Origin of the sequence: Methylosinus sp. Ce-a6, from assembly GCF_009811655.1 — a bacterium.
Lineage (GTDB): Bacteria > Pseudomonadota > Alphaproteobacteria > Rhizobiales > Beijerinckiaceae > Methylosinus.
In genome coordinates this window covers 16018-42882 of record NZ_BGJX01000014.1, presented here as the reverse complement: position 1 = coordinate 42882, position 26865 = coordinate 16018, and the positions used below count along the sequence as shown (strand labels likewise).

At 62.2% G+C, this 26865-nt stretch carries 22 protein-coding genes; 12 read left to right on the top strand and 10 right to left on the bottom strand.

All coding sequences use genetic code 11. The annotated features are described in order from the left end of the window. The first annotated feature begins 158 nt into the window (after positions 1 to 158). Positions 159 to 3167, top strand: coding sequence for an HAD-IC family P-type ATPase (locus tag Mspo_RS10785; RefSeq protein ID WP_159729595.1), 3009 nt, complete (start codon positions 159 to 161; stop codon positions 3165 to 3167). Next, positions 3164 to 4363 (top strand): methionine adenosyltransferase, encoded by a 1200-nt coding sequence (gene metK / locus Mspo_RS10780; protein WP_244613335.1) that lies wholly within the window; start codon positions 3164 to 3166, stop codon positions 4361 to 4363. The genes Mspo_RS10785 and metK overlap by 4 nt, the downstream gene beginning before the upstream one ends. Before the next feature lie 74 nt (positions 4364 to 4437). On the opposite strand, the gene Mspo_RS10775 is transcribed toward metK, so the two are convergent. Both Mspo_RS10775 and Mspo_RS10770 read right to left on the bottom strand, forming a co-directional pair. Beyond that, on the bottom strand, positions 4438 to 4881 hold the full coding sequence (locus tag Mspo_RS10775) for a hypothetical protein (protein ID WP_159729593.1): 444 nt from the start codon (positions 4879 to 4881) through the stop codon (positions 4438 to 4440). Next, entirely contained in the window at positions 4874 to 5308 is a 435-nt protein-coding gene (locus tag Mspo_RS10770; RefSeq protein WP_244613333.1) for a DUF5132 domain-containing protein, read from the bottom strand. Before Mspo_RS10770 ends, Mspo_RS10775 begins: the two co-directional genes overlap by 8 nt. 261 nt (positions 5309 to 5569) lie before the next feature. Here Mspo_RS10770 and Mspo_RS10765 point away from each other — a divergent pair, with 261 nt between their 5' ends. The 3 genes from Mspo_RS10765 to Mspo_RS10755 all read left to right on the top strand — a co-directional run bounded on the left by Mspo_RS10765 (position 5570) and on the right by Mspo_RS10755 (position 8790). Further along, positions 5570 to 6298, top strand: a complete 729-nt coding sequence (locus Mspo_RS10765) for a YjbE family putative metal transport protein (RefSeq protein ID WP_159729589.1) — start codon at positions 5570 to 5572, stop codon at positions 6296 to 6298. Positions 6299 to 6402: 104 nt separating this feature from the next. After that, positions 6403 to 7188 carry a phosphate ABC transporter ATP-binding protein PstB gene (gene pstB, locus Mspo_RS10760; RefSeq protein WP_159729587.1) on the top strand — a complete coding sequence of 262 codons (786 nt, stop codon included), beginning with the start codon at positions 6403 to 6405 and terminating at the stop codon, positions 7186 to 7188. 135 nt (positions 7189 to 7323) lie between these two features. Further along, on the top strand, positions 7324 to 8790 hold the full coding sequence (locus tag Mspo_RS10755) for an efflux RND transporter periplasmic adaptor subunit (RefSeq protein WP_159729585.1): 1467 nt from the start codon (positions 7324 to 7326) through the stop codon (positions 8788 to 8790). Positions 8791 to 9002: 212 nt separating this feature from the next. On the opposite strand, the gene Mspo_RS10750 is transcribed toward Mspo_RS10755, so the two are convergent. The 7 genes from Mspo_RS10750 to Mspo_RS10720 form a co-directional block, all read right to left on the bottom strand. Continuing rightward, a complete protein-coding gene (locus tag Mspo_RS10750) occupies positions 9003 to 10265 on the bottom strand; it encodes a hypothetical protein (protein ID WP_159729583.1) in 1263 nt (420 codons plus the stop codon). After that, positions 10262 to 14155, bottom strand: coding sequence for a glycosyltransferase (locus tag Mspo_RS10745; protein WP_244613331.1), 3894 nt, complete (start codon positions 14153 to 14155; stop codon positions 10262 to 10264). Before Mspo_RS10745 ends, Mspo_RS10750 begins: the two co-directional genes overlap by 4 nt. 84 nt (positions 14156 to 14239) lie before the next feature. Continuing rightward, entirely contained in the window at positions 14240 to 15466 is a 1227-nt protein-coding gene (locus Mspo_RS10740) for an HAD-IIIA family hydrolase (RefSeq protein ID WP_201281682.1), read from the bottom strand. Next, a complete protein-coding gene (locus tag Mspo_RS10735) occupies positions 15463 to 16026 on the bottom strand; it encodes an SIS domain-containing protein (protein ID WP_305847249.1) in 564 nt (187 codons plus the stop codon). Before Mspo_RS10735 ends, Mspo_RS10740 begins: the two co-directional genes overlap by 4 nt. 29 nt (positions 16027 to 16055) lie before the next feature. After that, positions 16056 to 17084 (bottom strand): GHMP kinase, encoded by a 1029-nt coding sequence (locus Mspo_RS10730; RefSeq protein WP_201281681.1) that lies wholly within the window; start codon positions 17082 to 17084, stop codon positions 16056 to 16058. 47 nt (positions 17085 to 17131) lie between these two features. After that, positions 17132 to 18091, bottom strand: a complete 960-nt coding sequence (locus tag Mspo_RS10725; RefSeq protein ID WP_159729577.1) for a GDP-mannose 4,6-dehydratase — start codon at positions 18089 to 18091, stop codon at positions 17132 to 17134. Between the two features lie 44 nt (positions 18092 to 18135). Beyond that, complete coding sequence (locus tag Mspo_RS10720) at positions 18136 to 18555, bottom strand: hypothetical protein (RefSeq protein ID WP_159729575.1); 420 nt, start codon at positions 18553 to 18555, stop codon at positions 18136 to 18138. Positions 18556 to 18847: 292 nt separating this feature from the next. Here Mspo_RS10720 and Mspo_RS10715 point away from each other — a divergent pair, with 292 nt between their 5' ends. The 5 genes from Mspo_RS10715 to rfbH all read left to right on the top strand — a co-directional run bounded on the left by Mspo_RS10715 (position 18848) and on the right by rfbH (position 25303). After that, complete coding sequence (locus tag Mspo_RS10715) at positions 18848 to 20644, top strand: hypothetical protein (RefSeq protein WP_159729573.1); 1797 nt, start codon at positions 18848 to 18850, stop codon at positions 20642 to 20644. A 433-nt stretch (positions 20645 to 21077) separates the two neighbouring features. Then, positions 21078 to 22070, top strand: coding sequence for an FAD-binding oxidoreductase (locus Mspo_RS10705; protein WP_244613329.1), 993 nt, complete (start codon positions 21078 to 21080; stop codon positions 22068 to 22070). A gap of 25 nt (positions 22071 to 22095) precedes the next feature. Beyond that, positions 22096 to 22872 (top strand): glucose-1-phosphate cytidylyltransferase, encoded by a 777-nt coding sequence (gene rfbF, locus Mspo_RS10700; protein WP_159729567.1) that lies wholly within the window; start codon positions 22096 to 22098, stop codon positions 22870 to 22872. Between the two features lie 18 nt (positions 22873 to 22890). After that, positions 22891 to 23982 (top strand): CDP-glucose 4,6-dehydratase, encoded by a 1092-nt coding sequence (gene rfbG / locus Mspo_RS10695; protein ID WP_159729565.1) that lies wholly within the window; start codon positions 22891 to 22893, stop codon positions 23980 to 23982. Further along, positions 23975 to 25303, top strand: coding sequence for a lipopolysaccharide biosynthesis protein RfbH (rfbH, locus tag Mspo_RS10690; protein WP_159729563.1), 1329 nt, complete (start codon positions 23975 to 23977; stop codon positions 25301 to 25303). Before rfbG ends, rfbH begins: the two co-directional genes overlap by 8 nt. Here the strand turns inward: rfbH and Mspo_RS19900 are convergent. Further along, on the bottom strand, positions 25270 to 25422 hold the full coding sequence (locus Mspo_RS19900) for a hypothetical protein (protein WP_244613346.1): 153 nt from the start codon (positions 25420 to 25422) through the stop codon (positions 25270 to 25272). The two genes, rfbH and Mspo_RS19900, sit on opposite strands and share 34 nt — an antisense overlap. Here Mspo_RS19900 and Mspo_RS10685 point away from each other — a divergent pair. Both Mspo_RS10685 and Mspo_RS10680 read left to right on the top strand, forming a co-directional pair. Further along, positions 25390 to 25845 carry a dTDP-4-dehydrorhamnose 3,5-epimerase family protein gene (locus Mspo_RS10685; protein ID WP_244613344.1) on the top strand — a complete coding sequence of 152 codons (456 nt, stop codon included), beginning with the start codon at positions 25390 to 25392 and terminating at the stop codon, positions 25843 to 25845. The genes Mspo_RS19900 and Mspo_RS10685 overlap by 33 nt on opposite strands. 19 nt (positions 25846 to 25864) lie before the next feature. Then, positions 25865 to 26755 carry an NAD(P)-dependent oxidoreductase gene (locus Mspo_RS10680; protein ID WP_159729559.1) on the top strand — a complete coding sequence of 297 codons (891 nt, stop codon included), beginning with the start codon at positions 25865 to 25867 and terminating at the stop codon, positions 26753 to 26755. Positions 26756 to 26865 lie beyond the last annotated feature (110 nt).

The window sequence follows — 26865 nt, the reverse complement described above, 5'->3', positions numbered from 1 at the left end:
CGCGGCGCGGACGATGCGAACGACTGGCCGTCGTCGCCCGATTCCGCGGCCGATGTCGAGATCGGGGCGGCCGGAGTTGCTTGTGAAGGCATATGAACTGATACTCTACGAGACCGCGGGCGTTCGGGCGCGGCCGCCGAAACTCGGACGAAATCGCCATGTCTGCGCATGTGAACCCCACTCTGTCGTTGGCTCGCGCGGAGATCGTCCATCGCGCGGTCCCCGGCCGGGTGAGGATTCGTCATTTCGGCCTCGCGGGGCGAGACTCGCGCGTCGAGGCGGTGATGAAAGCGCTGCTCGCGCGTCCCGGAGTGGCGTCTGCGCGCGCGAGCGCCTTGACCGCCACCGTGCTCGTCGAGTTCTCCGCGCCTGCGTCGATCCGGGAAATTCTGCAGGCCGTCGAAGACGCGGTCGCCGAGCCGCAGCTCGATGCGGCGCGAGCGCCTTTCGCCTGGCCCCTGTCCGCCGCCGTCGCCGCTGACGAATCGGTCGATCTGCAATGGCATGCGATGACGGCCGGCGACGCCGCGCGGCGGCTGGCGACGAGCGCGGAGGCGGGTCTCGACCCGCAGGAGGCGACGCGCCGTCTGGCGGTCCATGGGCGCAATGAAATCCCGCGCGTGAAGCCGCGTTCGCCGCTCGCCATTTTCGGCGATCAGATGGTCAGCCTGCCGGTCTTCCTCCTCGTCGGCTCGGCGGCGCTTTCGCTCATGACCGGAGGAATTGTCGACGCCGCCGTCATCGGCGCCGTTGTGCTGCTGAACGCCAGCATCGCTACGGCGACGGAACATAGAGCCGAACGGACCATCCGAAGCCTGTCGGACTATTCTCCCCATCGGGTTTCGGCGCTTCGCGGCGGCGCGCGCGTCCTCCTCGACCCCGCGGAGATCGTGCGCGGCGATATTCTCTCGCTCGAGCGTGGAATGCTGATTCCGGCGGACGCCCGCCTGATCTTCTGCGACGATTTCTCCGTCAATGAATCGGCCCTCACCGGCGAAGCCGTTCCGGTGCAGAAAACGGCGGAATGGGTGCTCCGCGCCGACACGGGTCTGCCCGAGCGCCGCAATATGCTCTATCGCGGAACGGCGGTGACCGGCGGCTCTGCGACCGCGCTCGTCACCGCGACGGGCGCGACGACGGAGATCGGCCGCGTTCAGCGTCTGCTCGGCTCGCTGCAACCGCCGGAGACGCCGATGCAGCGCCAGCTCGACGAGGTCGAACGCGAGCTGATCTTCATCAACGCGCTGGTCTGCGGCGTGGTGTTCGGCATAGGGCTCGCTCGCCGGCACGCCTTCGTCCCCATGCTTCGCAATGCGATCTCGCTCATCGTCGCGGCGATCCCCGAAGGCTTGCCGGCCGTCGCGACGACGACCCTGGCGCTCGGCGTCGAGAACATGCGACGTCGCGACGTGCTGGTGCGCAAGCTCGATGCGGTCGAGACGCTGGGCGCCGTCGAGGTGATCGGCCTCGACAAGACCGGCACGCTCACGGAAAACCGCATGGAGACGGTCGCCATCCACGCGGATGGGTTGCTGTTGGCCTTCGAAGGCGGGCGTCTCGTCGATGGCGACGATGACGCCGCCCCCACGGCGGCCGCCGTGACGAAGCGCTTGCTCGAGGTCGCGGCTCTGTGCAGCGACGCCGTGTTGCGCCCCGAGGGCGAGGGTTGCCGAATCGATGGAACGCCGACCGAGAGCGCGCTGCTCGAGGCGGCGCTGGCCTTCGGCGTCGACGTGGCGGCGCTGCGTCGCGAGGCGCCGCTCGTCGCGGGCGCGCCGCGCTCGGAAAATCGCAAGCGCATGAGCACGCTGCATGAGCGCGACGACGGGGCTCGGCTGCTCTGCGTGAAGGGCGATCCGGGCGAGGTGCTGCTGCGCTGCGCGAGCTGGGCGACGAAAGGCGGCGTCGCGCCGCTCGACGACCCGTCGCGCGCGAAAATCCGCGAAGCCAATGGACGCATGGCCGCGCGGGCGCTGCGCGTTCTCGGGGTCGCGATCTGCGAAACCGGCGGCGATCCGCGAGACGAGCGCGATCTCGTCTGGCTCGGCCTCGCCGGCCTCATCAACCCGATCCGTCCGAGCGTTCGGCCCGCGTTGCAGCAGCTCCATCGCGCCGGCATCCGCTCCGTCATGATCACGGGGGACCAGAGCGCCACCGCGCTCGCCATCGCGCGGAAACTGGACCTCGGCGACGGCGGCGACATCAGAGTGCTCGAAGCCGGCGAGATCGCCGCCCTTTCTCCCGACATGTTGGCGGCGCTGACCGGTCAGGCGCAGGTCTTCGCGCGCGTCAGCCCGGTCGACAAGCTCAAAATCGTCAAAGCCTTGCAGAATGGCGGACGCGTCGTCGGCATGACCGGCGACGGCGTCAACGACGGCCCGGCGCTGCGCGCCGCCAACATCAGCATCGCCATGGGCGGCGAGGGAACGGACGTCGCCCGCGAGGTCGCGGATATGGTGCTCGTCTCCGACGATCTCGGCGGCGTCGTCGAAGCGGTGCGCCTCGGGCGCGCGACGCATTCGAACATCCGCAAGGTTCTGCGCTATCTCATTTCGACCAGCGTGTCCGAGACCTTCGTCATGCTGGGGGCGGCGCTGCTCGATGGCGGCGTCGCCATGACGTCGACGCAGCTCCTTTGGCTCAACATCGCCGGCGAGCCTCTGCCGGCTCTGGCCCTCGGCCTCGAGGAGCCGGAAGACGGCCTTCTGGAGCAGCCTCCTCACGATCCCCGCGCGCCGATCCTGACGCCGGCCGATTTCCGATATCTTCTCCTCGAAGGCGCGGTGATCGGCGTGGGCACTCTGGCCGCCTACCATCTCGCCGGAGGGGCGCGAAGCTTCGCGCGCGCCGGCACGATCACCTTCCATGGACTCACCTTGGGCCAGCTGTTCCACGCGGTGAACTGCCGATCGGAGCGCGCAGGCCTCGCCGGCAAGCTGGCTCGATCGCCCAACCGGAAGCTCGCGGGAGCCGTCGTTCTGTCGACGGTCGCGCAGGCGGCGGCGCAGCTTTTTCCCGCCACGCGACGGGTTCTGGGCCTCGCCCCGATCGGCGGACGCGAATTGCTCGGCATAGCGGGCGTCGCCATCGGCGCCGCCGCCGCCAATGACGCGATCCGCAATCTTCTGCCGACCGAGCCGCGGCGGGCCGCGGCGCCGGAATCATGAGGGTCGAGATGGTCCCGGACATGATTTTCACCTCCGAATCCGTCACCGCCGGCCATCCGGACAAGCTCTGCGACCAGATCAGCGACGCGGCCATCGACGCTTTCCTCGGCCAGGACGCCGCGGCGCGGGCGATCGTCGAATGCGCCATCGCGTCGGGAGTGATTTTTCTCGCCGCCCGCTTCGCTGCGGAGGCGGACGTCGATCTGCCGACGCTCGCGCGCAAAGTGGTCGCCGAGGCCGGCTATGTCGAAGGGCGTTTCGACGCGCGTCGCTGCTCCATTCTCTCGAGCTTCACGGAGCTTCCGGCCGATCTTCGGGCGCCTCCGTCCGATAGAGACGAGGATGCGGAGATCGAGAGCGTCGTTGCTCAGGATCAGGCCAATGTGTTCGGCTACGCCTGTCGCGAGACGCCCGAGCTCATGCCGGCGCCGATCAGCTTCGCCCATCGCGTCGCGCGGGCCCTCGACGAGGAGCGTAGGGGCGCAGATGCGGGTTGGCTGTCGCCCGACGCCAAGACGCAAGTCTCGGTGCAATATCGCGGCGGCGAGCCGGCGCGCGTCCATACGATCTCCATCGCCGCCGTCGTCTCGCCGGAGCAGCGCAGAGCCGAGCTCGAGGAGCGGCTGCGCCTGATCGCGACCCGCGCCTTCGACGAGAGCCCGCTGCGTCCAGACGCCGCGACGGAGTTCAACCTGATCCTCAATCCCCGCGCGCCTTTCGATGTCGAAGGGCCGGCCCGTCACGCCGGCCTCACCGGACGCAAGAACGGCATCGACACCTATGGCGAATACGCCCGCCACAGCGGCGCGGCGCTCTCGGGCAAGGATCCTTCGCGCGTCGACCGCATCGGGGCCTATGCCGCCCGTCACGCCGCCAAGAACATCGTCGCGGCGCGGCTCGCCGAACGCTGCGAGGTGCATCTCGGCTATGCGATCGGACGCGCCCGGCCGCTCAGCGTCGCAGTCGAGACATTCGGGACGGGCGCCATGCCGGACCCCGAGCTCGCGCGCCTCATCGAGCAACGGCTCGATTTTCGGCCGGCGGCCGTCGAGCGCCGTTTCGCGCTCAGGACGCTTCCGTCGCAGGCCGGCCCGGCCGGATTCTATCGCCGCCTCGCGCTCTATGGCCATTTCGGCCGCGCCGATCTCGATCTTCCCTGGGAGGCGACGGATGTCGCCGAAACGCTGGCTCGTTGACCGGGGGACCGAGAGTCTTTGTTTCGACGCGCGTTTCCAACGCCGAACCGGCGTCCACTTCGGCTGGAAACGCTCTATTCGTCGGGGCTCCGGTCTTCGCCGCCCATGCGGAACCCGGCGAGCCGGGCCGCGTACCAGACGAGCGTGAGAGCCGGCGGGAAAACCTTCTCTTTGTAGATTTGCCAGGCGGCGGCCAGAGCGAAGGCGGCGGCGGCGGCCTCGCGCGGGCCCAAATTCAGCTCCATCGGCTTCTCGACGGAAGGGCTCGCATTGGTCTGCAGGCGAAACAGCCCGGCCTTTTCCGCCGCTTCGCCGATTCCGGCGAGGGGCTTGTCGTGAAAGATCAATATGCCGCCGGTCAGCGGCGCCGGATCCGCCCGGCGCACGCCGCCGATCCCGGCGAGCTTTTTCGCGAGGTCGGCGAAGAATTTCTCGTCGCCGCGCAATTCTGCGAGGCGCAGGCGCGTGCGCCCTCTCATCGTATGGACAATGGTCGCGACCGGCAGCTCGTCACTCATGATCGGCGCCGCCCGCGCGCGTTCGCTTGATCGCGGAGAGGTCGATCGTCTCGGCCGAGGCGGGGCCGCCCGCTGTTCGTCCCGCTTCGATGATCGCGCGAGCGCGCTCCTCGGCGGCGGCGATCACGGCCGCCAGCCTGTCGCTCGACGGCTCCCCGGCCGACTCCGCATAGAGAGACCGGACCGCGGCGACGATCTCGGCGCGGCGAATGACCTCCTCGTTGCGCGCTTCGGCGGCCTTCTGCGCCTTGGCGCGGATCGTCGCTGCGATATCCTCCGTCCGTTCCTCGGCGACTTCGGCGGTCGCTTCGGCGAACAGATCCTCCGCCTGCTCGACGATCTCGGCCTGGCGGACGCGCGCTTCGTGAAGCGCGACCATCGCGGCCTTGATGACCGCTTTGGCTCCGGGGCGCGCGACTTGCGCCATCTCCTTTCCGCGAAGCGCGATCCCGACCGCGCCGACAACGGCTCCGAAAGCGAAACCCGCCAAAGGCCACATGAGCGCTCCTCCGACCACAGGGCGACAGCGTCACATCCAGTTCTGCCGCGATCCTTAAGAAACTGCCGACGCTTTCCGAAGCTCGAGCGGCGGGGCCGCGCCCTTGTCACAGTCGAAAAATGTCACAGTCGAAAAATCATTCCCGCCTAATATCATATTTCCCGGCGTCCTCGAACCGAGAAGGATCCCATGCAGCCCCTCGTCGCCCGACTGGCGGAGCCGTCGTTCTGGGGTCTCGCGCTTCAAGTGGCCGGCGTCAATTTCCTGCTCTCCAGCGACAATGTCGTCGCGATCACGCTGGCCGCCCGCGAGCTCCCCGCGCGTCGGCGGCGTTGGGGCGTCGCGCTCGGCGTCGGCGTCGCCGTGATGCTGACGGCCCTTTTTATCGCGATCGTGTCGTTTCTGATGCAGGCGCCCTTCCTGAGGCTCATCGCCGGCGCCGCGCTATTTCATATCGCGTGTAATCTCGGATTGTCCGATCCGGGCGATGACAGCCGGGTCTTGGACGCGACCTACGGCGTCCTCCGGGCGGCGCGGGCGATCGCCGTCGCCACTTTGGTGATGAGCTTCGACAATGTGGTCGCGATCGCCGCCATCGGGCAGGATGATCTCGTCGCAATGGCGTGCGGGCTCGTCCTCAGCGTCCCTCTCGTATTCGCCGGCGCCGCGGCTCTCGGCCAATTGCTCGACCGATTCCGCAGCCTCGCCTCCGTCGGCGCCGGATTGCTCGGCTGGATCGCCGGCGAGACCATCGCCACGGATCCGGTCGTCGTGCGATTCGTCGAAGGGAGGCTCGGGCCTGCCGCCCCGGCCGAGGCCGGTGTCATGATCGCCTTGATCGGCGCCGCTTTCGTGACCTTCGCGAGATGGCGTCGGCCTCCCGGCGCTTCGAAAGCCGCGACCGAGGCAAGATCGTGAGGAGCTCTCGAGAGCGCCGCCGCCGCCGGTCATCTCAATGTCACGCAACGATCGTGGTATCCGGGTCGGCTCGTACGGGCGTTGCACCAAGGGGAGGAGCGAAGATGACCGCCATGCCGGTTATTCATGCCCCGCTGCCGACGAAGGTCTCGGTCGCAAGTCTCGATTTCTTCTATGGCCAGTCGCGTGCGTTGAAATCGATCTCCTTTCCGCTCTATACCAACAAAGTGACGGCCTTCATCGGGCCGTCCGGCTGCGGAAAATCGACGCTGCTGCGCGTGTTCAACCGAATGTACGACCTCTACCCGAACCAGCGGGCCGAGGGCGAGGTGCTGCTCGACGGCGAAGATGTTTTGTCACCCGACATAGACGTCAATCTGTTGCGCTCGCGCGTGGGGATGGTGTTTCAAAAGCCCACTCCCTTCCCAATGTCGATCTATGAGAACATCGCCTTCGGCGTCAGAGTCTATGAGCGGCTCGGGCGTAGCGAGCTGGATGCGCGCGTCGAGCAGGCGCTTCGCGACGCCGCGCTCTGGAACGAGGTTCGGGATCAGCTCCACGCCAGCGGCCTCGGTCTGTCGGGCGGTCAGCAGCAACGTTTGTGCATCGCCCGCACCGTCGCGATCCGCCCCGAGATCATTCTGTTCGACGAGCCCTGCTCGGCGCTCGACCCGATTTCGACCGCCAAGATCGAAGAACTCATCGACAATCTCGCCAAGACATTCACGATCGCGATCGTCACGCACAATATGCAGCAGGCGGCTCGCGTCTCCGACTTCACCGCCTTCATGTATCTCGGCGAGCTTCTGGAGTTCGGCGCCACCAAGAAGGTCTTCACCTCGCCCGCTCAGCGAAAAACGCAGGAATATATCACTGGCCGCTTCGGCTGACTGGAAGACCGCGAGAGCGCTTTCCGCTCGAACGGAATCGTTCGGGCGACCAGAATTCGCTCCCAACGACAAATTAGAGCAGCTTTCGATCCAAAAGGATCGGAAGCCGCTCTAAACAGAAGGCAAGGGATCGGCATGTCAGGCAAGCCCGAAATTTCGATCGAAGCGCAAACTCCGAAGATTACTCTCGAATATGTTCTCGATGCGCCGATCCGGCGGGTTTTCGAGGCTTGGACACGGGCCGAGCAGGTCAAATGCTGGTATCGTCCCGGCGGCTCGATCGTATGCGAGTGCGACATCGATCTCCGCGTGAATGGAAAATGGCGCATCGTGCTGATCGGCGCGGACGGCCAGCAGCACGGGGTCAGCGGCGAATATCGAGAGATCGAGGAGCCCCGGCGCCTGGTGCAGACATTTCGATACGACGGCGCCCCGCAGACCGAAGCGGTCGAAACCCTGACCTTTTCCGAAAAGGACGGAAAGACGGTGGTGACGAGCGCGATCCTGCACAAGTCCCCGGAAAATTTGGATTGGCATGTCCAATCCGGCGCACGGGAAGCGGCGGAGGATGTGCTCGGTCGGCTCGCCGACCATCTCGAAGCGTCGAGCGCGGGGACGGCGGCGCTTGCTCCTTCAGACGGCGAGTCGAGCAAGCATGAGCGCAATCGAATCCCGCAAATCGCCGCCGGGGTCGCGACGCTCGCTCTCGTGACCGGAGGCCTCTATTGGGCGACTCGTGGAACGATCGCGGATCATCGGGCGGAGACGCCGGTCGCTCGCGGCCCGGCGATCAGCGTCGTGGAAGCGACCGGCGTCATCGAGGCCGCGGCGACGACGCCGATCAGAGCCAAGACATCCGGCAAGGTCGAGGCGGTCTATTGCGATGTGGGGGGCGAGGTGACGGCGGGCCAGATTTGCGCGCGACTCGACCCGCGTCCCCTCCAATCGATCGTCGATCGCGAAAGGGCTGCGCTCTCCGAGACGCTCGACAAGCTCGCCAAAGACGAGACCGCGATCGCCGACGCGAAGGCGCGTCTCGACGAAAGTCAGGAGCTCGCCAAGCGGCGCGCGGCGGCGCGCAAGGCGCTCGAGAAATCGCGCCTCGCGCTCGAGCGGGCGGAGGCGCGCAAGACGAGCGACGAAGCCGCGGCTGCGCGCTCGCGCGTCGCGCTGGAAGCCGCCGAGGCCCGCCTCGCCGACAGCGAGATCCTCTCGCCGATCGCCGGAACCGTCACTTCGCGCAATGTCGAGCCCGGCCAAACCATCGGCTCGGCGAAAGACGAGCGCGATCTCTTCTCGGTCGCCTCTGGTCCCGATGTGCGAGTCATCGTCGATCTGACCGGAAAGGACATCGACGGGATCAAGGTCGGGGACGAGGTCTCTTTCACCGTCGACGAATTTCCGAACCGCGTCTACGAGGGAAAGGTCGGCGAGATTCTTCGGGTTTCCGCCGACGAAAACGCCGCGGGCGATCGCATCGTCGTCGACGCGCCCAATGCGGATCTCTCGCTCAGGTCGGGAATGAAGGCGACGCTGAAAATATCGGCCGGCCGGCGCGAGGCCGCCGACCGCGCGGCGAGCTACGCAGCCGAATCTCCGTGACGATCGGGCGCGCCGCGAGGATGCGGCCAGGCCTCGCATAGCGGACAATTCGGCCGGAGTTTTCCCCGCCGGAACGGACGGGCGGCAGATCTTCGTGCGGCCTCGTCTGGGATCGAGCATAGGCCTCTCGTCACAGAAGATGCGCTTGAACGAAAACTCGCGGTCCGCCCAAAGCCTGCGGAAATATGGCGGCAGACCGCCGGGAGAGGCGACTACAAAGGCCGCCAATCGATTTCGACGCCGCGCGAACGGACGCGCCCTGCTGATGATTTCACGCGAATGATGAACTCACAATTGTCCTCGCGTTGTGACAGCAGGAATGTGAGCTGGGCGAGCGGAACAGAATCCGTCGCGACGATCGCGCAAGACGCGAGCACATTTTGGCTGAAAGCGCTGGTGACGACAAATTCGGCTACAGCCGGCGTCGTCATCTCGCCTATGAACGTCACGCTGTAATAGCCTGGCGGCAATGTGACGTATGGACCGTATTGGAAGGCGCTGCCGAGCGGGTGTGTCTCCGCAGTGAGCAATCCGTCCGAGCCGATCTTTGCGTAGTTCGATCGGAGAGAAGACGTCTGCAAAGTCACGGATCCGAACTGCAGTATGGCTTCGAGCCAGCCGACGACGCCGCTCTCTTGTTTGACGCGCGGCTTGTTCTCGTTTGCTGTCTCCTTCGGCGCCATTGGGGCAAGCCGACGCCGCACCTCGGCCCCCAGTTTTTCGATCAGCGCCTCGTTCAGCGTCGTCTCGCGGCGAATGACGCGCGTTGTCCGCTTCGCCTCGGCAAGGTCGATCAGATACTTCGCAGTCGCAGGAATATTGCGAGTGGCGAGGGTTTGCGGAGCATTCGGCGCCAACGCTTCCACGAGCGCTTCTCGCAACATGAGTCCAGAAAGCGTGCCTGCGCCAGTCGGAAGTCTCTGTACGATCGCCCCGAGGACATCGACCGGTAATGTGAGGCGCTCATCGGAAAGGCGCGACAGAATGCGAGTGACGTGCAACCCGAAATCGGAGCAGTCGAGCAACCGTCGCATCAATCTACGAACAGCATCTTCATCGTTCGCCCGCGCGGCTTCGAGTATCACCTCTTCCAAGCAATGTTTGTCGTGCGGGTTGATGAGAAAAGCGAGAATCGCATTGAATGCCCGAGCGTTCTCCGACTCGAATCCGGCGATCTTTTTCGCCAGATCGCGATTGTCGATTTCCAGTTCGAATTCCGGGAAGGTGACAAAGTCTTCGGCGATGCGACGCGCGATCGAAACCGCATTTGGTCCGTGCGTCCAGGACAAATCTGCCGCGCAGGCGCGTAGCGCCTGTCGTGAAACGTCGAGACGATTGCTGTCTCGCCAAGCGGGCCAGAGTCGTTTCAACGCTTCGGCAGGAAGACCTTCCAAGTCGGCGCCCACACTCTCGGCGCGACCTGCGCTTTCGAATTTCATGGGTCCGTCATGCGTGGCGGTGGCGTCGTCGTTCATCGGGATGCATCTTCTTCAGCGGGCAAGGAATCGAAAACGATCATTATCGCTTTGTTTCTCGTCATGAACTCGTCAGAGCCGAGTATCGACTCCGCGATATGGCGCCGTGTCCCGCCCGCCTGAAGGTAGCCCAGAGCGTTCGCTAGGCCGACTTCATCGGCCGCACGTCCCAGCAGACGCTGATAGACTCTCTCGACGAATTCCTGATCGTCGCCCGAATCGAGCTCTGAAAAGCTCCACGCGCTTTTTCGTTCGTCCGACGTGGGGTTGACGCTCGCCTGCTCGCGTTCGACGGAATCATACAGGGAAGCCACCAGCTCTTCTCGCGTGACCTGACCGGCGCCGAGCGCGTGGATAGAGGCGCCGAAGTCTGCTTCGTCCGGATCGCGGCCGAGAACGCGCTGATAGGCGAGTTGGACGAATGCGCGATCCGGCAGATCCATCATCCACTCCTCGAATTCCGGCGCAGCGTCATCGACGCGGGCGAGGAGGGGACGGGATACTCGTTCGACCGAGACATTGTGTCGGTCCTGATAAAGACCGATCATCATATTTGCGAAACGTTCGCCGACGACGCGCCAATCATGGAGTTCGAGCCATTTGGACTGTTCCGCTCTCAGCTCGGCTTGTCGCGCGCTATCCCCGAGCAGCTTTTCGACGCCGATCGCGATCGCCGCAGGGGAGGTGTCCTCGCATCGTTCGATCATGGATGCGACATTTTCGAAGATCGGGAGCGGCGTCGCCAGGATCGGCCGAAGGGTGGAGATTCCGTGGCGGACTGCGGCGCTCGAGGACTCGCCGCTCTCCTGATATGGGAAGACGATTACATCGCACGCCTGCATGAGTAGAAACGATTCCTGATCGTCCAGGTATTCCGGAAACATCACGACTCGGTCGGACAGTCCAAGCTGCTCCACCAACACGCGGCAACGCTCGCTCTCGACCTGCGACGGTTCATCGTCGTTGACTGCATTGATCAACATCAGGAGCGCGTGCGGCTGCTTGCGAGCGATCATCGCAAAAGCCAGTATCAACTGGTGAAGCCCTTTCAGCGGGGTCACGAAACCATAGCAGCCAATGATTGGATGGCGTTGTCCAAATCCAAGCAATTGACGAATCGACATGTGATCGACACGGACGGGACGTATCGCCCCGTGCGGGAGCTTGACCACATTGTCGACCAGGCCGAACTCCTTCAGGCGGTTCACGTCCTCGACCGAATGCACCACGAGGCGCGTGGCCTTTTTCAGCTGGGCGGCGACATTGGCGATCGACTCGGTGTCGCCATCGATCTCTGTCGGCTTCGTCTTGTGGAAGAATATGTGTGTCTCGATGTCCGCGCTGTCGAGGCGCTCCACTGCGTCGGCCAGCTCGGCGAGCGTGTGGAAGCCGTAGTTGTATTGAAACACCACGATGTCACACGACTCGGCGAGCGCTGCCGCTACGACTTCATCGAGGGGCTCTCCGCGGTGGGTCCAGTTCCTGACGACGTTTGCTTCGTCCGGGCGCGAACCTTTGAGATAATTGGCGAAAATTTTGATATCGAAACGATCTTCAGGCAAGTTCGATATTAGAAAATCAGAATATCTAGCGATGCCACATTTTGTGTTCCATGTCGATACCCAGCCGATCCTGAGTTTCCGATTGATGGATTTTCGCTGTTCGAGCTCTTTCACAAAGTCGTCGATCTTTTGTGACGTAGAATCCCACGTCATTTCGGTGGCCCTCTTTGATGCATTGGAAAGCTTATTTGCGATCTCTGCTTTTCGCGTGCCGTTGTACATGTGGAGCATCTTTTGAGCCAGATCATCGATGCGGACTCTTGCCCACATGGCTTCCGTAACGCCGAGGTGGCTTCCCGTGAGCTCGAAGTCGTAGTCGAGCAGGTAGGCGTTGTTTTCGGCGCAGAAATCCATCTGCCCAGAATAGCCGGTCACGATCAAGGGCACGCCGAAAAACATCGCCTCTGCAGCCGGGTAGCCGAAGCCTTCCCCACGTGTGGGCAGCACGACTGCGTCGCTGCTCTGATAGAGGCGGCACATCGCATGTTGATCGAGGTCGTCGAAGACAATCTTTACGACGGGGGCTTCGGGTCGGTCCTTGATCAGCATGTCATACCAATGTTCCACGACGTTCGTGACATTGCGGTACGTCTTGATGACGAGCTGCACATTGTCCTGCCGCGTGAATGCGGCGCAGTACGCGATGATCAGATCCTCGATGCCCTTGCGCGCCAGGCCGGACGACACATGCAAAAATGTAAATGGACGGTCCGACCGCTTGGGGCTGGCCGGCGCATCGGCGAGATGATCGATTCCGTGCCCGTAAAGAGACATCGGAACCCGTATTCCAGAGTTGCGATAAACGCGGCGGACAAATTCGGTCGGCGCCGCCACGCCGTCGCAGTAGCGATTGATCAGGCGCGCGAGTTGTAACGAGATCTCGCTCTCTTCCCATGAAATTCCGCATAGACTGAAGTCGCCCATCATGCCGGCAGGCCGCATGGGGTACATATTGCGGAAACTCACCACCGTTGCTTCGGGGTTGAATGTCGCGCGCTGCAGAAGAGGAATAATTTCAGGATTGGCCCGCACGCCATCTTCGCGGAGCTGGTAGCCGGGCACGCCTTCCATCGGCACGAGCGAGGCGGCGCAATCGGATCGCCGGTCGAGGCCGATCGCCAGTTTGCGATTGGTGATGGCGAGACTGTAGGAGGTCTCACACGGGCCTTCGATGACATATTGCCTCGACGCGGTCGCGCTCTCGTCGCGACGCTTGCGTTCGGCGGCCGCGAGCGCTTCTCGCCTCGCCGGCTTGACCGAGTCCGACAGGAACGGCGCGAGAAAGTCGACCAGCCTCGCGGCCACGCTCGCGCGATCGAAATCCATCAATCGGCGACGCTGGCCGCGCAGGACATGGCGACGATTTCGGCGATCGGAGAACAGCCAGTCGAGACGCTCCGCCAATTCGGCCGGCCGCGTCGATTTCAGCAGGACGCCGGCGCCGCCCATCGTGTCGCCGATCGCGCTCGTGTCATAGGCGATGACCGGAACGTCAAAAGCCATGGCCTCCAAGAGCGGCACGCCGAAGCCTTCATGCTCGCTCATCGAAACATAGGCGTCGGCTGCTCGGTAATGGCCGAGCAGACCCGCTTCGGAAACGTGCCCGGTGATGGTTATTCGGTCCTGCAATTTCGCGCGCTGGACGGCGGCGAGCAGCTGCTGGGCATAGGGTTCGGCCTCGTTCAGCCGGCCGACCAGCGTCAGATGGAGCGGATACTCGAAAGCGTCAGCGTAGCGCTCCATGAACTCGACAAGGTGAAGCTGACCCTTGTTCGGATTAATTCGTCCGACGAATAGAAGCTGATACCGAGGCGTCTCGTAATAATGCGGTTCGGGATCGAAGGGCTGTGTGCGCAGCGGCGCGTAATCGCGCAAAGCAGGGATCGTGACCGGATTCGCATAACCGCGGCTGCGCAGTTCGGCGGCATTGAAATTCGAGTCGGCGCTGGCGCCCAGCACATGATCGCGAAACTCATCGAGCATCTGCAGGCCCTTGGCCGCATAGCGACGGATGAACGAACCGCTTTCGAAGAAGCTCGGCGGGGTGACGTTATGATAATGGAGAATCTTGCGGCAGTTCAGATGCGTGAGCATCGGCAGAATGTCGTGTCCCATCGAATGATGAATGATGAGCACGTCGTCCGGACGTGGACGGAACTCGCCGATAAGCGACAGTCGGTCGGCGAGGCGAGGATCGCGATGCTCGACGAAAATACGAGACGGAATCGAATATTCCTCGAGCAATTCTTGCATGTAGAACATGGAATTGGTGACAGCGTCACCGACTGCCGATCCAGAATGAAATTGAAATACGCGCGCTTCATCCATCGACATGCTCGTTACCTGTTCCACCTGTAGGCCGCGTTTTGCGCTCACCGAGCCCGCCGACGTCCATCGGCAGGATCGAGATCGTCATCCGCAGGCGTCCACGATTTGATATTTGAGCGTCTCGATCCGAGTATCGCTTTCCACTTTGAAGCCCCTCACGCCCGCGCGACGAGCGGCCTCCATGTCCGAATCCTTGTCCCCTATCATCGCGCTCCTCTCGATCGCGACCGGCCAGCGGTCGAGCAGGTCGAGTATCATGCCCGGCTCTGGTTTCCGCCAATCCGACTCCTTGGCGTAACGCGCGACGATCCCATCCACATGGTAGGGACAGTAACGGATGTCGTCGACATAGGCGCCGATCATGGCGAGCTCCGCCCGCATATGGCGATGCAGGGCGTCGACGTCTTCTTCGGTGTATTTGCCCTTGGCGACTCCCGCCTGATTCGTCACCACGAACACGAACCAGCCGAGGTCGTTGAAGGTCTTTATCATTTCGATCGCGCCCGAGCGCCAGACGAAGTTCTCGCTGTGGCCGACATGGCCGAAATCTTCATTGATCACGCCGTCGCGATCGAGAAACACGGCAGGACGGCGTTGGCGCGCAGGAACGCTGTGCTGCGCCTCGGCGTGCGTTTCCGGCGTGCCGATATCGATGAAGAAACCGTCGTAGCGATGACCGGCCAGACGTCCAGCGCGCGCCAGAGCCGGCAGACAATCATGTTCGAGCGACGATTTCGGCCCGAGTCCCGCGACGAGCTCTTTTTTCATCGCGTAAACGCCGGCGTTCACGAGGCCGGGTTCCCCGGCCGAGCCGGTTGCACGGAAATCCCTGATCCACGGGCCCTCGAGCGCGACTGCGCCATAGCGGCTGCTGTCCGGCACTTCGCGCAGAGCAAGGGCGGCGAGCGCCTCTGGCATCGAGCGCGCGCGCGTCGCCAGGTCGAGAATATTGATGTCGAACCAGGAGTCGCCATTGAACAACAAAAAGGCGTCGTCCAGCCTGTCGAGCGCATTGCGAAGAGCGCCGCCAGTGCCCGCGCGGTCGGGCTCCACCGACACTTCGATTTGGAGTCCGCTCAATGGACCAAAGTCTGCGCGCTCGGCGAATTGACGCACGAGATCGGCATGATAGGCGGCCAGCAGAATGATCCTGCGCACGCCATGCCGAGCGATCTCGAACAATTGCCGTTCGAGAAAGGGCTTGCCTCCGACGGGAAGAAGCGGTTTCGGCGTCTGCGCGGTCAGACTGCCGAGGCGCGATCCTAGTCCGCCACACAGCACCACGGCCTGCAGGTCGGACATGTCGCTCATTTTTGGGCAGCCTCCCGCGCCGCGTCGGGAAACATGTCGGCCTCGACGGCGCCGCAAAGGGCGTGCGCAATCACCATGTACAGCTGCTGAATGATCGGCGTCGACGTGGACGGCATTTCGAGGCAGACGTCGCATAGCGACGCCATCGCAGAATTGGCCCCGGTGAATCCGATGACGACGCATCCGGCTTTGCGGCCCGCCTCCATGGCGCGGAGGATGTTCGGCGAGCGGCCGGAGGTCGAAATCGCGATCAGAACGTCGCCCTTGTTCGCCAAGCCCAGCACCTGACGCTCGAACACTTTATCGTATCCGTAGTCATTGCCGATCGCCGTGAGCACCGAAGTGTCCGTCGTCAGAGCGATAGCGGCGAGGGCAGGCCGGTCGAAAACGAGGCGTGACAAGAATTCGCCCGCGATATGCTGGGCGTCGCCCGCGCTGCCGCCGTTGCCCGCCAGCAGAATCTTGCCCCCGGCCTTCAGGCAGGCGGTGAGCGCCTCGACCGCCCGCGCGACGCCGTCTTTCAGCGCCGCGGACTCTTTGGCCGACGCCAGCGCCAGCAAGGATTCATCGATATGCGCATCTAGAAAGGTCATGAGTCGGTCTTCCAGCTTTGAACGCCAAAATCAGTTAGGATGACCGGGCTGGCGTCGCCCCCCGCGTTGTTGAGGGCGCGCAGGACGTTCGCGCGCATTTCAGGCGCCGACATCAACATCAGAAAGCCGCCGCCGCCGGCTCCCGACACCTTTCCCGCATAAGCGCCCGCGCTGCGGGCGACGTCGAACAAGGTTTCGATTCGCGAGTTCGAGATCGTGGTCGCGGTCTTCTTCTTGGACAGCCAGGACTGGTTCAACACGTCGCCCACTTCGCGCAGATCGCCGACGAGCAGCGCGCTCTTCATGCGGTGAGCGGCTTCCTTCAATTCGAGAAGCGCATTCAGGGCGCTCGCATCATGCAACCGCATATTGCTCGTCTGGTCGCGTATGATCGTATCGGACTCTCGCGAAACGCCTGTGAAGCAGGTGATGAGCGAGGACTCGAACTCGAACAAGACTTGTTCACGCACGCGAAGCGGGTTCACGATCACTCGGTCCTGCGCGAGGAACTCGATGAAGTTCACTCCGCCGAAAGCTGCGGCGTATTGGTCCTGCCGTCCGCCGGCGAGCGTAAGATCGTTTCGCTCGATCTCGAACGCCATATGCGCGATCTCGTAAAGCCCGAACGGAGCGTCGGCGAGCTCGCGCAGAGCCTCGCACATCGCGACCACCAACGCCGAGGAGGTGCCGAGCCCCGACCCCGCCGGAACGTCGGTCGCGGTCGAAATGTTCAGGCCTCTGAAGTCTTTCAGATGACCGAGCCGTAAGAACCGGTTGTAGACGCCGCGATGCAGGCGCAGTCCGTCGCGGTCGTCGATTTCCTCGCCGAACTTGTGAGTCTCCGTGCGGTCGAGATCCCCCGAACACAGCACGAGCGCCCCATCGTCGCGCGTTCGAATGTAGCAATGCGCGAATTTCCCCACGGTGGCGTTGAGAATGGCGCCCCCATATTCGTCGCAAAACGGAGAAAGATCGGTGCCGCCGCCAGCCAAGCCGAGCCGCAGAGGCGCTCGCGCACGTGTCAATGGGCCTGCTTCGGCGAGCAGCGCCCGAGCGGGAATCATTCTAGGCTTCACAGGTTGCGTGCTTCATAATCGAAAACATCCGCGAGCGTCTCACGCAAAGTACGGGTTGGCCGCCAGCCCGTATGTTCGGTCAGCTTTTTAGTCGAACCTAGAATTATCGTCTCGTCGGTAGGACGCAAAAGCGCCGGATCCACCTCATAGGCGATTTCAGCGCCCGCAATCTCCATATACGTCTCGAGTATTTCGGAAACTCGAACGACTTGGGGCGAGCAGATGTTATAGGCCTCTCCCGGATGCCCTTTTTTTGCGAGCAGCATCAGCGCGGCGACGAGATCGCGGACATCGATAATTGCGCGGCGCGTCTCGAGATTGCCCACGCGCATCACTCCGCCATGTTTCGAGACGCGCGCGACGCGCGCCCCGAAATCAGACACGACGTCGTTGCGCTTGCGCGGGCCAGAACAATTGAAAATTCGCGCGCGAATGGACCGAATGCCGAAGCCGGCCCAATATTGAAACGCGAGCAAGTCCTGCGCCACTTTGCTGACGCCATAAGGATGCAGAGGCAGAAGCGGCGCTTCCTCGTCGACGGGAACGCGCTCCGGCGTCATCGATGCGCCGTATTCAGCCGACGAGCACGCCACCACGACGATCGGATCGTAGCTCGAATCGTTCTGACGGATCGCCTTTATGGCCTCGAAAACATTGACCGTCCCATCCACATTGGCCTTGAAGGTCCCCCAGGGATCGGTCCACGACTCCGTTGGCAGGCTCTGGGCCGCGAGATGGTAGATTTCATGAGGACGCCGCTCGGCGATGATCGCCTTCACGTCGTGGAACTCTGTGACGTCGAGATGAATCATCTCGAACTGCCGTTCGAGCTCTGCGATGTTCATCGTCGGACGATGATAGGTCGGGACGACAGTGGAGCCGGACGCCGCCAGCGTTTCAACAAGATGTGAGCCGATCAACCCCGCAGCGCCGGTCACCAATGCTGATTTCGTCATCCGTCATGCCACCATAGCCCATATCGACGATTCTCATTTCTTAATCATAAGCGTATCGATATGCAACCCCGGTTGGAAAACCGCATTTCGAAGCTCCAGATCCAAATTGACGTGATGTCGCGCCCAGGGCTGGGGCGAGATAACGTGACGCCGTCCAGCGTCTTTCGGCGGAGCTCGATGCTCGTGCGGGCGCGCTCGGTCGAAACATCGGCCGAGGAGATGTGATCGCGGGTCTCGAGACGGCTGTGGTCGGCAAGCCCGACGCGCGATTTGACACGAATGATCGTCGCGACCTTCGGCAGGCGCCGCTCCGTAAAGCGCCGCGCGCCGTTCAGACAGTCGATTTTGGCGAAAACGCCGACGCTGCGCTGCGCGATGCGGCCGAGGCCCTCGTCCGGAGCGACGAATGCGTCGATGCGCAGAGCAGAGCAGGGCGGGGATGGCGGAAAGCTCGTTGCTCTCATTCTCGACCGCCTCCATAATTCGACGCGGACGGCCGAACGCGAGACGGTTGGTCGTCGCGACGGCAAAAAAAGCAATGCCGCGGGGCCTTGCCGTCGGCGCGATCATGGTTGCGGCGCGAGGATTTTCCGTCTATGGCGAAGGGCTCGGGACGCTTCGGCCATGCCTCGCGCCCAGGCGGTGAAGGCCGAAGAGAACCGCGCCGGATCGACGCCGTTCATGAGCAAGGTGAGCGCCCGCGCCAGACGACGCGCGGGCGCATGAAAGCCCGAGTCCGCGAGTGCAAAATCGCGAATGATAGGACGTCAGCCGTTCTGCGAAGCGCTCCCTAAAGGCCCCGGCCTTGTCGGGGGACGCTCCCTGTTTCCAGCGCGGCGCCTGAAGATTCGGAGTTCAGAGCGGAATAAACCATCGCAGCGGGTGCGGCGGATCGTTCGAGGCGAGGGTGCGGGCGTCGAAAACGAGTTCCTGCATTTATCGCGCGGATGCGTCGCATCCGCCGACCGCTTCACGTCGCCATCGCGAACTGATAAGGATCGAGCCAGGGGGTTGCCGGTGGACGACGCCGAGAAAAAGCCGACTTACGCTATCTACTGCGGTCAGGTCCGCAAGCCTGAATATGTCATCAAGGCGGCGGCGGTCGCCAAGGAATGCTTGGCGCGCGGAATCCTCGATGACGCCTTCATCGTCACATGGACCAATGAGATCAAAAAATACGGAGCTCTCAAAGAGGTCATCGAAGATGCCGGCATAAGCATCGTGGAGATAGACTTCAGAGACGACGCCTATTCTCCAAATAATACGTTCCATCAATTGACGCAAATGCGCGTCGGGCTTGATCTATGTCCGAAAAATTCGTTCGTGTTCAAGTCGAGGCTGGACATGGCGTTCAACACGTCTATGAGCGTGTGTGATCATTTGGATAGACTCAAGAAATCGGATCTTTCGATCGGAGCAAAATTCGATAATTTTCCATTTGAGAAGAGAATGTGGGTCGGGAAGATCGGCTCGATCGACGCTCCATTCTGGCTGAATGATAGATTTATCTTCGCAGAACGAGGGGATATGGAGAAGATACTCGGATTCTCGATGGAGTACGAGTTTCTCATGCACTATATGGGCGCCTTCAACGAGGTTCGCTGGTTTGCGAACCCATTCTTTCGGCGCTTTCCGATCGTGCAAAATATCTTTCGTCTGAACTGGCTGGGACCGATCTTTCTTATTGCGAGCGGGCGGATAAAGCGACGAGAGATGCTCGACTTTCTTTCGACGTTCAGATTCTACTGGAAATCGCTCGCTATCAGCTATCTCATAATTCAGCAGGGCTTTCGGATTGGCGTCGAAAACTTTTCGCGGGCCGACTATGATGATCTCAGAACGCCAATGCGGACGGACGGCGACGAGCTGCCGGACACGGCCTGCACAGTCGAGGAGCGCTATGCGGAATTCTTGGCCGACCCGCGGTTTCAGGATGCGCTCGCCGTCGTCGGCGAGGAACGTTTCCACGAAACCTACGATCTCATGAACGATCCCGATTTTGTGGACATGGCCGAGGGGTGGAAGCGGATAAGCGAATTCCCGTTTCCGGAGATCGAGATTTATCGCCCCACGATCAAGAAGGGTCTGCCGGCGAGTTTTTACGTCGAGGACTATTACGATAACCCTGAGAAATACAGCTCGGGCCAGCAGGGGACGGGGCCGCAGGCGATCACCGAATTCTTCAATCCGGAATTCATCTCAAATATCAAACTAATCGTGCACGGCGGGAAGAAGGTCGCGGTCGGCGAGAAATTCGTGGTCGACGTCCTGATAATAAATGGCAACGGCGTCACGATTCCACTGAATCCCGGCGGACATCCGCTGCTGGTTTCGCCGCGCTGGATCGACGCAGAGGGAAACAGCCTCGGAGTTCACTGGCCGCGTCACCAGTTGATTCAGGAGATCAGAAAGTACTACCGATACTCATTTCACCAAGACGCGCCGTCATCGCCCGGCGCATATCGCCTGGTGGTCGACCTCCTTGTCGAGGAGGTGTTGTGGTTTGGAATCGAGGCGAGTATCGAGGTCGTTGTCGAGCCGAATATGGTGTAAATCGGCGTCCGACATTCTCATGATCCTTTCGGGCGCTTTCGGCGTTGGAGATCCCCCCTCGTCCGCTTTGTGACTAGAGCGCATTCGGACAAATCATGTCCGAATGCGCTCCAGACCTATTTGAATTCGCATGTTCTTTTTCGAAAACCGCTTCGCACTTCGGGAACATGCTCTAGGGGCGAATGTGCTCGCGTCCAGAAACAGAATTTGCGACGCGATCGAAGGATTTGCATCTTGACCAGCTACGATCTCGGGCGCAATACGTCGGCCCATCGAAACGCCGGAAAGGACAGACGGAGTCTTCAAGTCTGTTCGCCGGTCGGGACGGAGGATTCGCTCGTTTCCCACCGTGTGATGCGTAAGGCTTCGCTGCCCGAGTGCGGCTGGCGCTTCGACGCGCCGAGCGCTGATTTCCTCGAATAGGAAGGATCAGATGCCGACAGTCACGCTGGGTAACGGGAAAATTTTCGAGATCGAAGCTGACGATACCGTGCTCGAGGGTGTTTTGCGGCAGGGGGCGGTGCTCGAGCACAGCTGCAAGACCGGCCGATGCGGCGCATGCAAGAGCGCTGTGGTCGAAGGGACGTCAGTCGCCATCGGCGCCGAGATCGGCCTCGATGAAGCCGAGCGCCAGAACGGCGTCGTTCTTCTCTGTGTCCGCAAGGCGACCTCGGATCTCTTGCTCGATGTCTGCGATCTCGGCGGCGCCCTTCCGCCACCCAAGCGCATCCTTCCGTGTCGCATCCAGTCGCTCGAGCGCGTCCGCCATGACATCGTCCATGTGGCGCTGCGCCTGCCGCCGAATAGTTCTTTCGCATATTTCCCCGGGCAGCACATCAACCTCTCGAGCAGAGGCGGTCCCGCCCGCAGCTATTCTATCGCCAACGCGCCGCGGCCGGATGGAATGCTCGAGCTCTACATCCGCTACGTCGCCGACGGCGCAATGAGCCGATATTGGTTCACGGACGCCAAGGCGAATGATCTGCTCCAGTTGGTCGGGCCGCTGGGCTCGTTTTACTATCGAGAGAGTTCCGCGACAAATCTGGCGCTGCTGGCCACCGGGACGGGGATCGCGCCGATTCGCGCCATGCTCCAAAATCTCGCGGAGCGGCCGGCGGCGAGCCGCCCGCGCCGAATCCTTCTCTTCTGGGGAGCGCGGACGCCGGACGAGATTTTCTGGGACCCCAGCGAAATCTCGCTGGAGATAGAATTTGTGCCGACCTTGTCGCGGGCGGCCGAAACGTGGAATGGCGCCAGAGGCTACGTTCAAACTGCTATGATGTCTTCCAAGATAGAATTTGACGATACAGTAGTGTACGCTTGTGGGTCCACGGCGATGATTTCTAGCGTACGCGAGATATTGATGGACACTGGTCTCTCACACCGGTATTTTTACGCGGATGCATTCGTTGCATCGTCCGATTGAGGGCATTGGATAGGAATGGACGTCGATGAAGGCTGTGATCTTGGCAGGTGGGCTCGGCACACGACTGAGCGAAGAAACTGTTACACGTCCTAAACCAATGGTGGAAATCGGTGGTCGTCCGATTCTTTGGCATATTCTCAAGATGTACTCGAGCCACGGCATCAATGATTTCATTATTTGCTGTGGCTACAAAGGATATGTTATAAAAGAATACTTCGCAAATTATTTCATACATATGTCTGATATAACTTTCGACATCGAAAAGAACGCGATGGAAGTTCTCGATGGTCGAGCTGAGCCTTGGCGTGTCACGCTGGTCGACACCGGCGACGCCACCATGACTGGCGGCCGTCTCAAGCGTGTTGGAAAATATCTTCGTGACGAAGAGGATTTCTGCTTTACTTACGGCGACGGCGTGGCGGATCTCGACATCGCCGCGGCCATAGCCTTCCACCGCGCGCATGGGCGCGCCGCCACTTTGACGGCCGTGGCGCCTCCCGGGCGTTTCGGCGCGCTCGACATCGCCGATCGCGCTGTCATCAACTTCAAGGAAAAGCCAAAAGGCGACGGCGGCCTCATCAATGGCGGTTTCTTCGTGCTGAAGCCGGCGGTGCTGGACTTCATCGCCGATGATGCGACCGTTTGGGAGCAGGCCCCTTTGATGGCGCTGGCCGAGCAAGGCCAACTCATGGCCTTCGAGCATCTCGGCTTCTGGCAGCCGATGGACACGCTGCGCGACAAGCAGCATCTCGAGTCCCTGTGGGCCAGCGGGCGCGCTCCCTGGAAGATCTGGGAGCGTTGATCGAAATCGGAGCGGACGATGGCGGTAGATGCCGAGTTCTGGAAGGGTAGACGTGTGCTGCTCACCGGGCACACCGGGTTCAAGGGGAGCTGGCTGTCCCTATGGTTGCAGCAAATGGGCGCAGAATTGCACGGCTTGGCGCTGGAGCCGGCGACCGAGCCGGCGCTTTTTCGCGCTGCGCGCGTTCGCGAGGGGCTGGCCTCGTCGACGATCGGCGACATTCGCGATTATGAGTTGGTCGCCGCCGCCTTCGACCGCGCGCGGCCCGAGATCGTCATCCACATGGCGGCGCAGCCGCTGGTGCGTCAGTCCTACCTTGAGCCGGTCGCGACCTATGCGACGAACGTGATGGGCGTCGTCCATGTTCTCGAGGCGGCCCGCCGGATCGGCGCTGTGCGGTCGATCGTCAACGTCACCACGGACAAATGCTACCAGAACCGCGAGTGGGTGTGGGGTTACCGGGAAGACGAGCCCATGGGCGGCCACGATCCCTACTCCAGCAGCAAGGGCTGCGCCGAGCTCGTGACCAGCGCTTATCGCGCTTCCTTCATGAGGGCCGCCGGCATCGCGCTCGCCTCCGCGCGCGCCGGCAACGTCATCGGCGGTGGCGACTGGGCGCCCGATCGCCTGATTCCCGACATCCTACGCGCCTTTGAAAAAGGCGAGCCGGTGATTATCCGAAGTCCAAAATCGACTCGTCCTTGGCAGCATGTGCTGGAGCCGCTTTCCGGTTATCTAGAGCTGGCCCAGCGCCTTTACGCCGACGCCGACGCCTTCGCCGACGGCTGGAATTTCGGGCCCGACGACTCGGACGCCCGGCCAGTGGACTGGATCGTCGACAGTATGATCGACAAATGGGGCTCCGGCCGCGTCCAGATCGACGCCAATGAGCATCCGCATGAAGCGCATGACCTGAAGCTCGATATTTCCAAGGCGAGAATCCGTCTCGGCTGGACTCCGCGTTGGTCCCTGGATACAGCTCTCGAAAAGATCGTCGCTTGGCATCGGTCCTGGTTGGCTGGCGACGATCCACGCGAAGCCTGCCTCCGTCAAATCTCGGAATTCGTGCACACCCCAAAAATCGAAGGCGCATTGACCGACCATGGCTGATGTTTCCAAGTCTCCAGCCGCGCTGCGCGCGGAAATCGCTCAGTTGGTTCAGCAATACGCCGATGCCGTGTATGCGCCCAAACCCTTCGAGCCCGGCAGATCGCCGGTCCAAGTGTCGGGGAAGGTGATCGGCGCGGCCGAACTGAAGGCGATGGTCGACGCTTCTCTGGACGGCTGGCTGACCACCGGTCGCTTCAACGCCGCTTTCGAAGCCCGGCTCGCCGGCTGGCTCGGCGTCGCCCATTTGCTCACCGTGAACTCTGGGTCTTCCGCGAATCTGGTCGCCTTTTCGACGCTCACCTCGCCGAAGCTGGGCGAACGGGCCATTCGGAAGGGCGACGAAGTCATCACCGTGGCCGCCGGCTTTCCGACAACGGTCAATCCGATCCTGCAGTTCGGCGCGGTTCCCGTCTTCGTCGACATCGACATAAACACGCACAATATCGACGCTTCGTTGATCGAGGGGGCGATCTCTTCCAAGACCAAGGCCATCATGATCGCCCATACGCTGGGCAATCCCTTCAACGTCGAAGCGGTGACGGCGATATGCAGGAAATACGGCCTGTGGCTGGTCGAGGATTGCTGTGACGCGCTCGGATCGACCTTCGATGGCCGGCTCGTGGGCACGTTCGGCGACATTGGCACCGTTAGTTTCTACCCGGCGCACCACATCACGATGGGAGAGGGCGGCGCCGTATTCACCAATGATCCGGTGTTGAAGACGATCGCCGAATCCTTCCGCGACTGGGGGCGCGATTGTTATTGCGCGCCGGGCAAGGACAACACCTGCAACAAGCGATTCGACTGGAAGCTGGGCGACCTGCCCGAGGGATACGATCACAAATACACCTATTCCCATCTGGGCTACAATTTGAAGATTACCGACATGCAGGCGGCATGCGCCTTGGCCCAGCTCGAGCGCCTCGACGAGTTCATCGCCGCCCGCCGGCGCAATTTCGCCTTCCTCAAGGAGCGCCTGCAGAGCTGTTCGGAGTTCCTGATGCTGCCGGAGGCCACACCGAAATCCGACCCCTCGTGGTTCGGCTTTACGATCACCGTCCGGCCGAATAGCGGGATCAGGCGACTCGACCTCATCCGCTATCTCGACCAGAACGGCGTCGGCACCCGTCTCCTGTTCGCCGGCAATCTCATTCGCCAGCCTTACATGATTGGTCGCGAATACCGTGTCGTCGGGGCTCTCGCCAACACCGACCTCACCATGGACAGCTCGTTTTGGATCGGCGTCTTCCCCGGTCTGTCGCAAGACATGCTCGAATACACCGCCAGTCAGATCGAGACATTCCTCGGCGTCAATTTCTGAGGGGCGCGGTGAAAATCGTCGAGGAGCTCTTTCCCAACTGCTTCCTTCTCGAAGCCGATCGGTTCGAGGATCATCGCGGCGTCTTCATCAAGACTTTTCACGCCGAGACGTTCGCTCAACTCGGCGTCGATTTCGAGGTGCGAGAGGAGTTTTATACGACCTCCTGCAAGGGGGTCCTACGGGGGATGCATTTCCAAATCCCGCCGCATCACCACGACAAGCTGGTCTGTTGCATGCGAGGGCGTGTGCTCGACGTGCTGCTCGATCTGCGCGCCGGAGCGGGTTACGGGGCGAGCGCCGCCGTCGAGTTGTCCGGTGACAATTGCTACGAAATCTACGTCCCTAAAGGCGTCGCGCATGGCTTCCTCTCGCTTGCCGACGACACGCTGATGCTTTACAAAACCAGCACAATCCATGCGCCGTCCGCCGATAGGGGCATTCGTTGGAACAGCTTCGGCTTCGACTGGGGCGTCGACGATCCGATTGTCTCCAGGCGCGACGCCGAGCATCCGTCTTTGACCGATTTCGTGTCGCCGTTCTGAATGGATGGAAGGTGGACGGATGAGGCTATTTCTCACTGGCGCGACCGGTTTTATCGGCAGCCGTCTCGCCAGACGCTTGGTTCATGACGGGCGCCAATTGTCGATCCTTGTTCGAGCGGGGTCCGACACGTCGATTTTGGGCGACGCAGCAACGGATGTCGCCGTACATGTTTACGACGGCAGCCTCGCTTCTATTGTGGCGGCGCTGGACGCTTGCCGCCCGGATGTGGTCGTCCACGTCGCTTCATTGTTTCTCGCTCAGCACAAGCCCGAAGATGTCGAGCGGCTGGTCGACAGCAATATCGGCATGCCGGCCAAGCTCGTCGAAGCCATGTCATGCGCCGGTGTGAAACGGTTCGTGAACACCGGCACCTCCTGGCAGCACTACGAGGACCAGCCCTACTCTCCCGTCAACCTCTACTCGGCCACCAAGCAGGCCTTCGAGGATTTGCTCGCTTACTGGGTCGAGGCGAAGGGCCTGCGCGCGGTGACGCTGAAGTTGTTCGACACCTATGGCCCTGGCGATCCCCGCCCCAAGCTTTTCAATCTGCTGCGGCGCCACGCGTTTTCCGGCGACACTCTGAAGATGTCGCCAGGCGAGCAACTGCTCGACCTCGTCTACGTCGACGACGTCACCGACGCCTATGTAAGCGTCATCGAGGGTTTTGACGCGCTCCAGCGAGACTGTTACGCGGTCAGCAATCCTCAGCGCTACACATTACGCCAGCTCGTCGATATCTATGCGGACATAGTCCGACGACCGATCCGGATCGAATGGGGCGGGCAGCCATATCGTCCCCGTGAGACCCTGATTCCCTGGACGACCGGTTTCCGGCCGGAAGGTTGGCTTCCCAAGGTTACCTTGCAGGAAGGAATCCGTCGCATGGAGGGCATCGAGACGGCCGCGTGACATCAGCGGTCATCGTCTTTTCCTGCCCTTCCGCAGCCGAGAAACGCCCGGCTGCTCATGGCGGCTGCGGGGTTGTCGACGCCGCCCAGGACCCGCGCCGCCCGGCAGGA

Bases quoted from the DNA above. Each gene is read 5' to 3' on its own strand.
- Mspo_RS10785 (WP_159729595.1), top strand. From the start codon at position 159: ATGTCTGCGCATGTGAACCCCACTCTGTCGTTGGCTCGCGCGGAGATC.
- metK (WP_244613335.1), top strand. From the start codon at position 3,164: ATGAGGGTCGAGATGGTCCCGGACATGATTTTCACCTCCGAATCCGTC.
- Mspo_RS10775 (WP_159729593.1), bottom strand. From the start codon at position 4,881: ATGAGTGACGAGCTGCCGGTCGCGACCATTGTCCATACGATGAGAGGG.
- Mspo_RS10770 (WP_244613333.1), bottom strand. From the start codon at position 5,308: ATGGCGCAAGTCGCGCGCCCCGGAGCCAAAGCGGTCATCAAGGCCGCG.
- Mspo_RS10765 (WP_159729589.1), top strand. From the start codon at position 5,570: ATGCAGCCCCTCGTCGCCCGACTGGCGGAGCCGTCGTTCTGGGGTCTC.
- pstB (WP_159729587.1), top strand. From the start codon at position 6,403: ATGACCGCCATGCCGGTTATTCATGCCCCGCTGCCGACGAAGGTCTCG.
- Mspo_RS10755 (WP_159729585.1), top strand. From the start codon at position 7,324: ATGTCAGGCAAGCCCGAAATTTCGATCGAAGCGCAAACTCCGAAGATT.
- Mspo_RS10750 (WP_159729583.1), bottom strand. From the start codon at position 10,265: ATGAACGACGACGCCACCGCCACGCATGACGGACCCATGAAATTCGAA.
- Mspo_RS10745 (WP_244613331.1), bottom strand. From the start codon at position 14,155: ATGGATGAAGCGCGCGTATTTCAATTTCATTCTGGATCGGCAGTCGGT.
- Mspo_RS10740 (WP_201281682.1), bottom strand. From the start codon at position 15,466: ATGAGCGACATGTCCGACCTGCAGGCCGTGGTGCTGTGTGGCGGACTA.
- Mspo_RS10725 (WP_159729577.1), bottom strand. From the start codon at position 18,091: ATGACGAAATCAGCATTGGTGACCGGCGCTGCGGGGTTGATCGGCTCA.
- Mspo_RS10720 (WP_159729575.1), bottom strand. From the start codon at position 18,555: ATGAGAGCAACGAGCTTTCCGCCATCCCCGCCCTGCTCTGCTCTGCGC.
- Mspo_RS10715 (WP_159729573.1), top strand. From the start codon at position 18,848: ATGATAGGACGTCAGCCGTTCTGCGAAGCGCTCCCTAAAGGCCCCGGC.
- Mspo_RS10705 (WP_244613329.1), top strand. From the start codon at position 21,078: ATGCCGACAGTCACGCTGGGTAACGGGAAAATTTTCGAGATCGAAGCT.
- rfbF (WP_159729567.1), top strand. From the start codon at position 22,096: ATGAAGGCTGTGATCTTGGCAGGTGGGCTCGGCACACGACTGAGCGAA.
- rfbG (WP_159729565.1), top strand. From the start codon at position 22,891: ATGGCGGTAGATGCCGAGTTCTGGAAGGGTAGACGTGTGCTGCTCACC.
- rfbH (WP_159729563.1), top strand. From the start codon at position 23,975: ATGGCTGATGTTTCCAAGTCTCCAGCCGCGCTGCGCGCGGAAATCGCT.
- Mspo_RS10680 (WP_159729559.1), top strand. From the start codon at position 25,865: ATGAGGCTATTTCTCACTGGCGCGACCGGTTTTATCGGCAGCCGTCTC.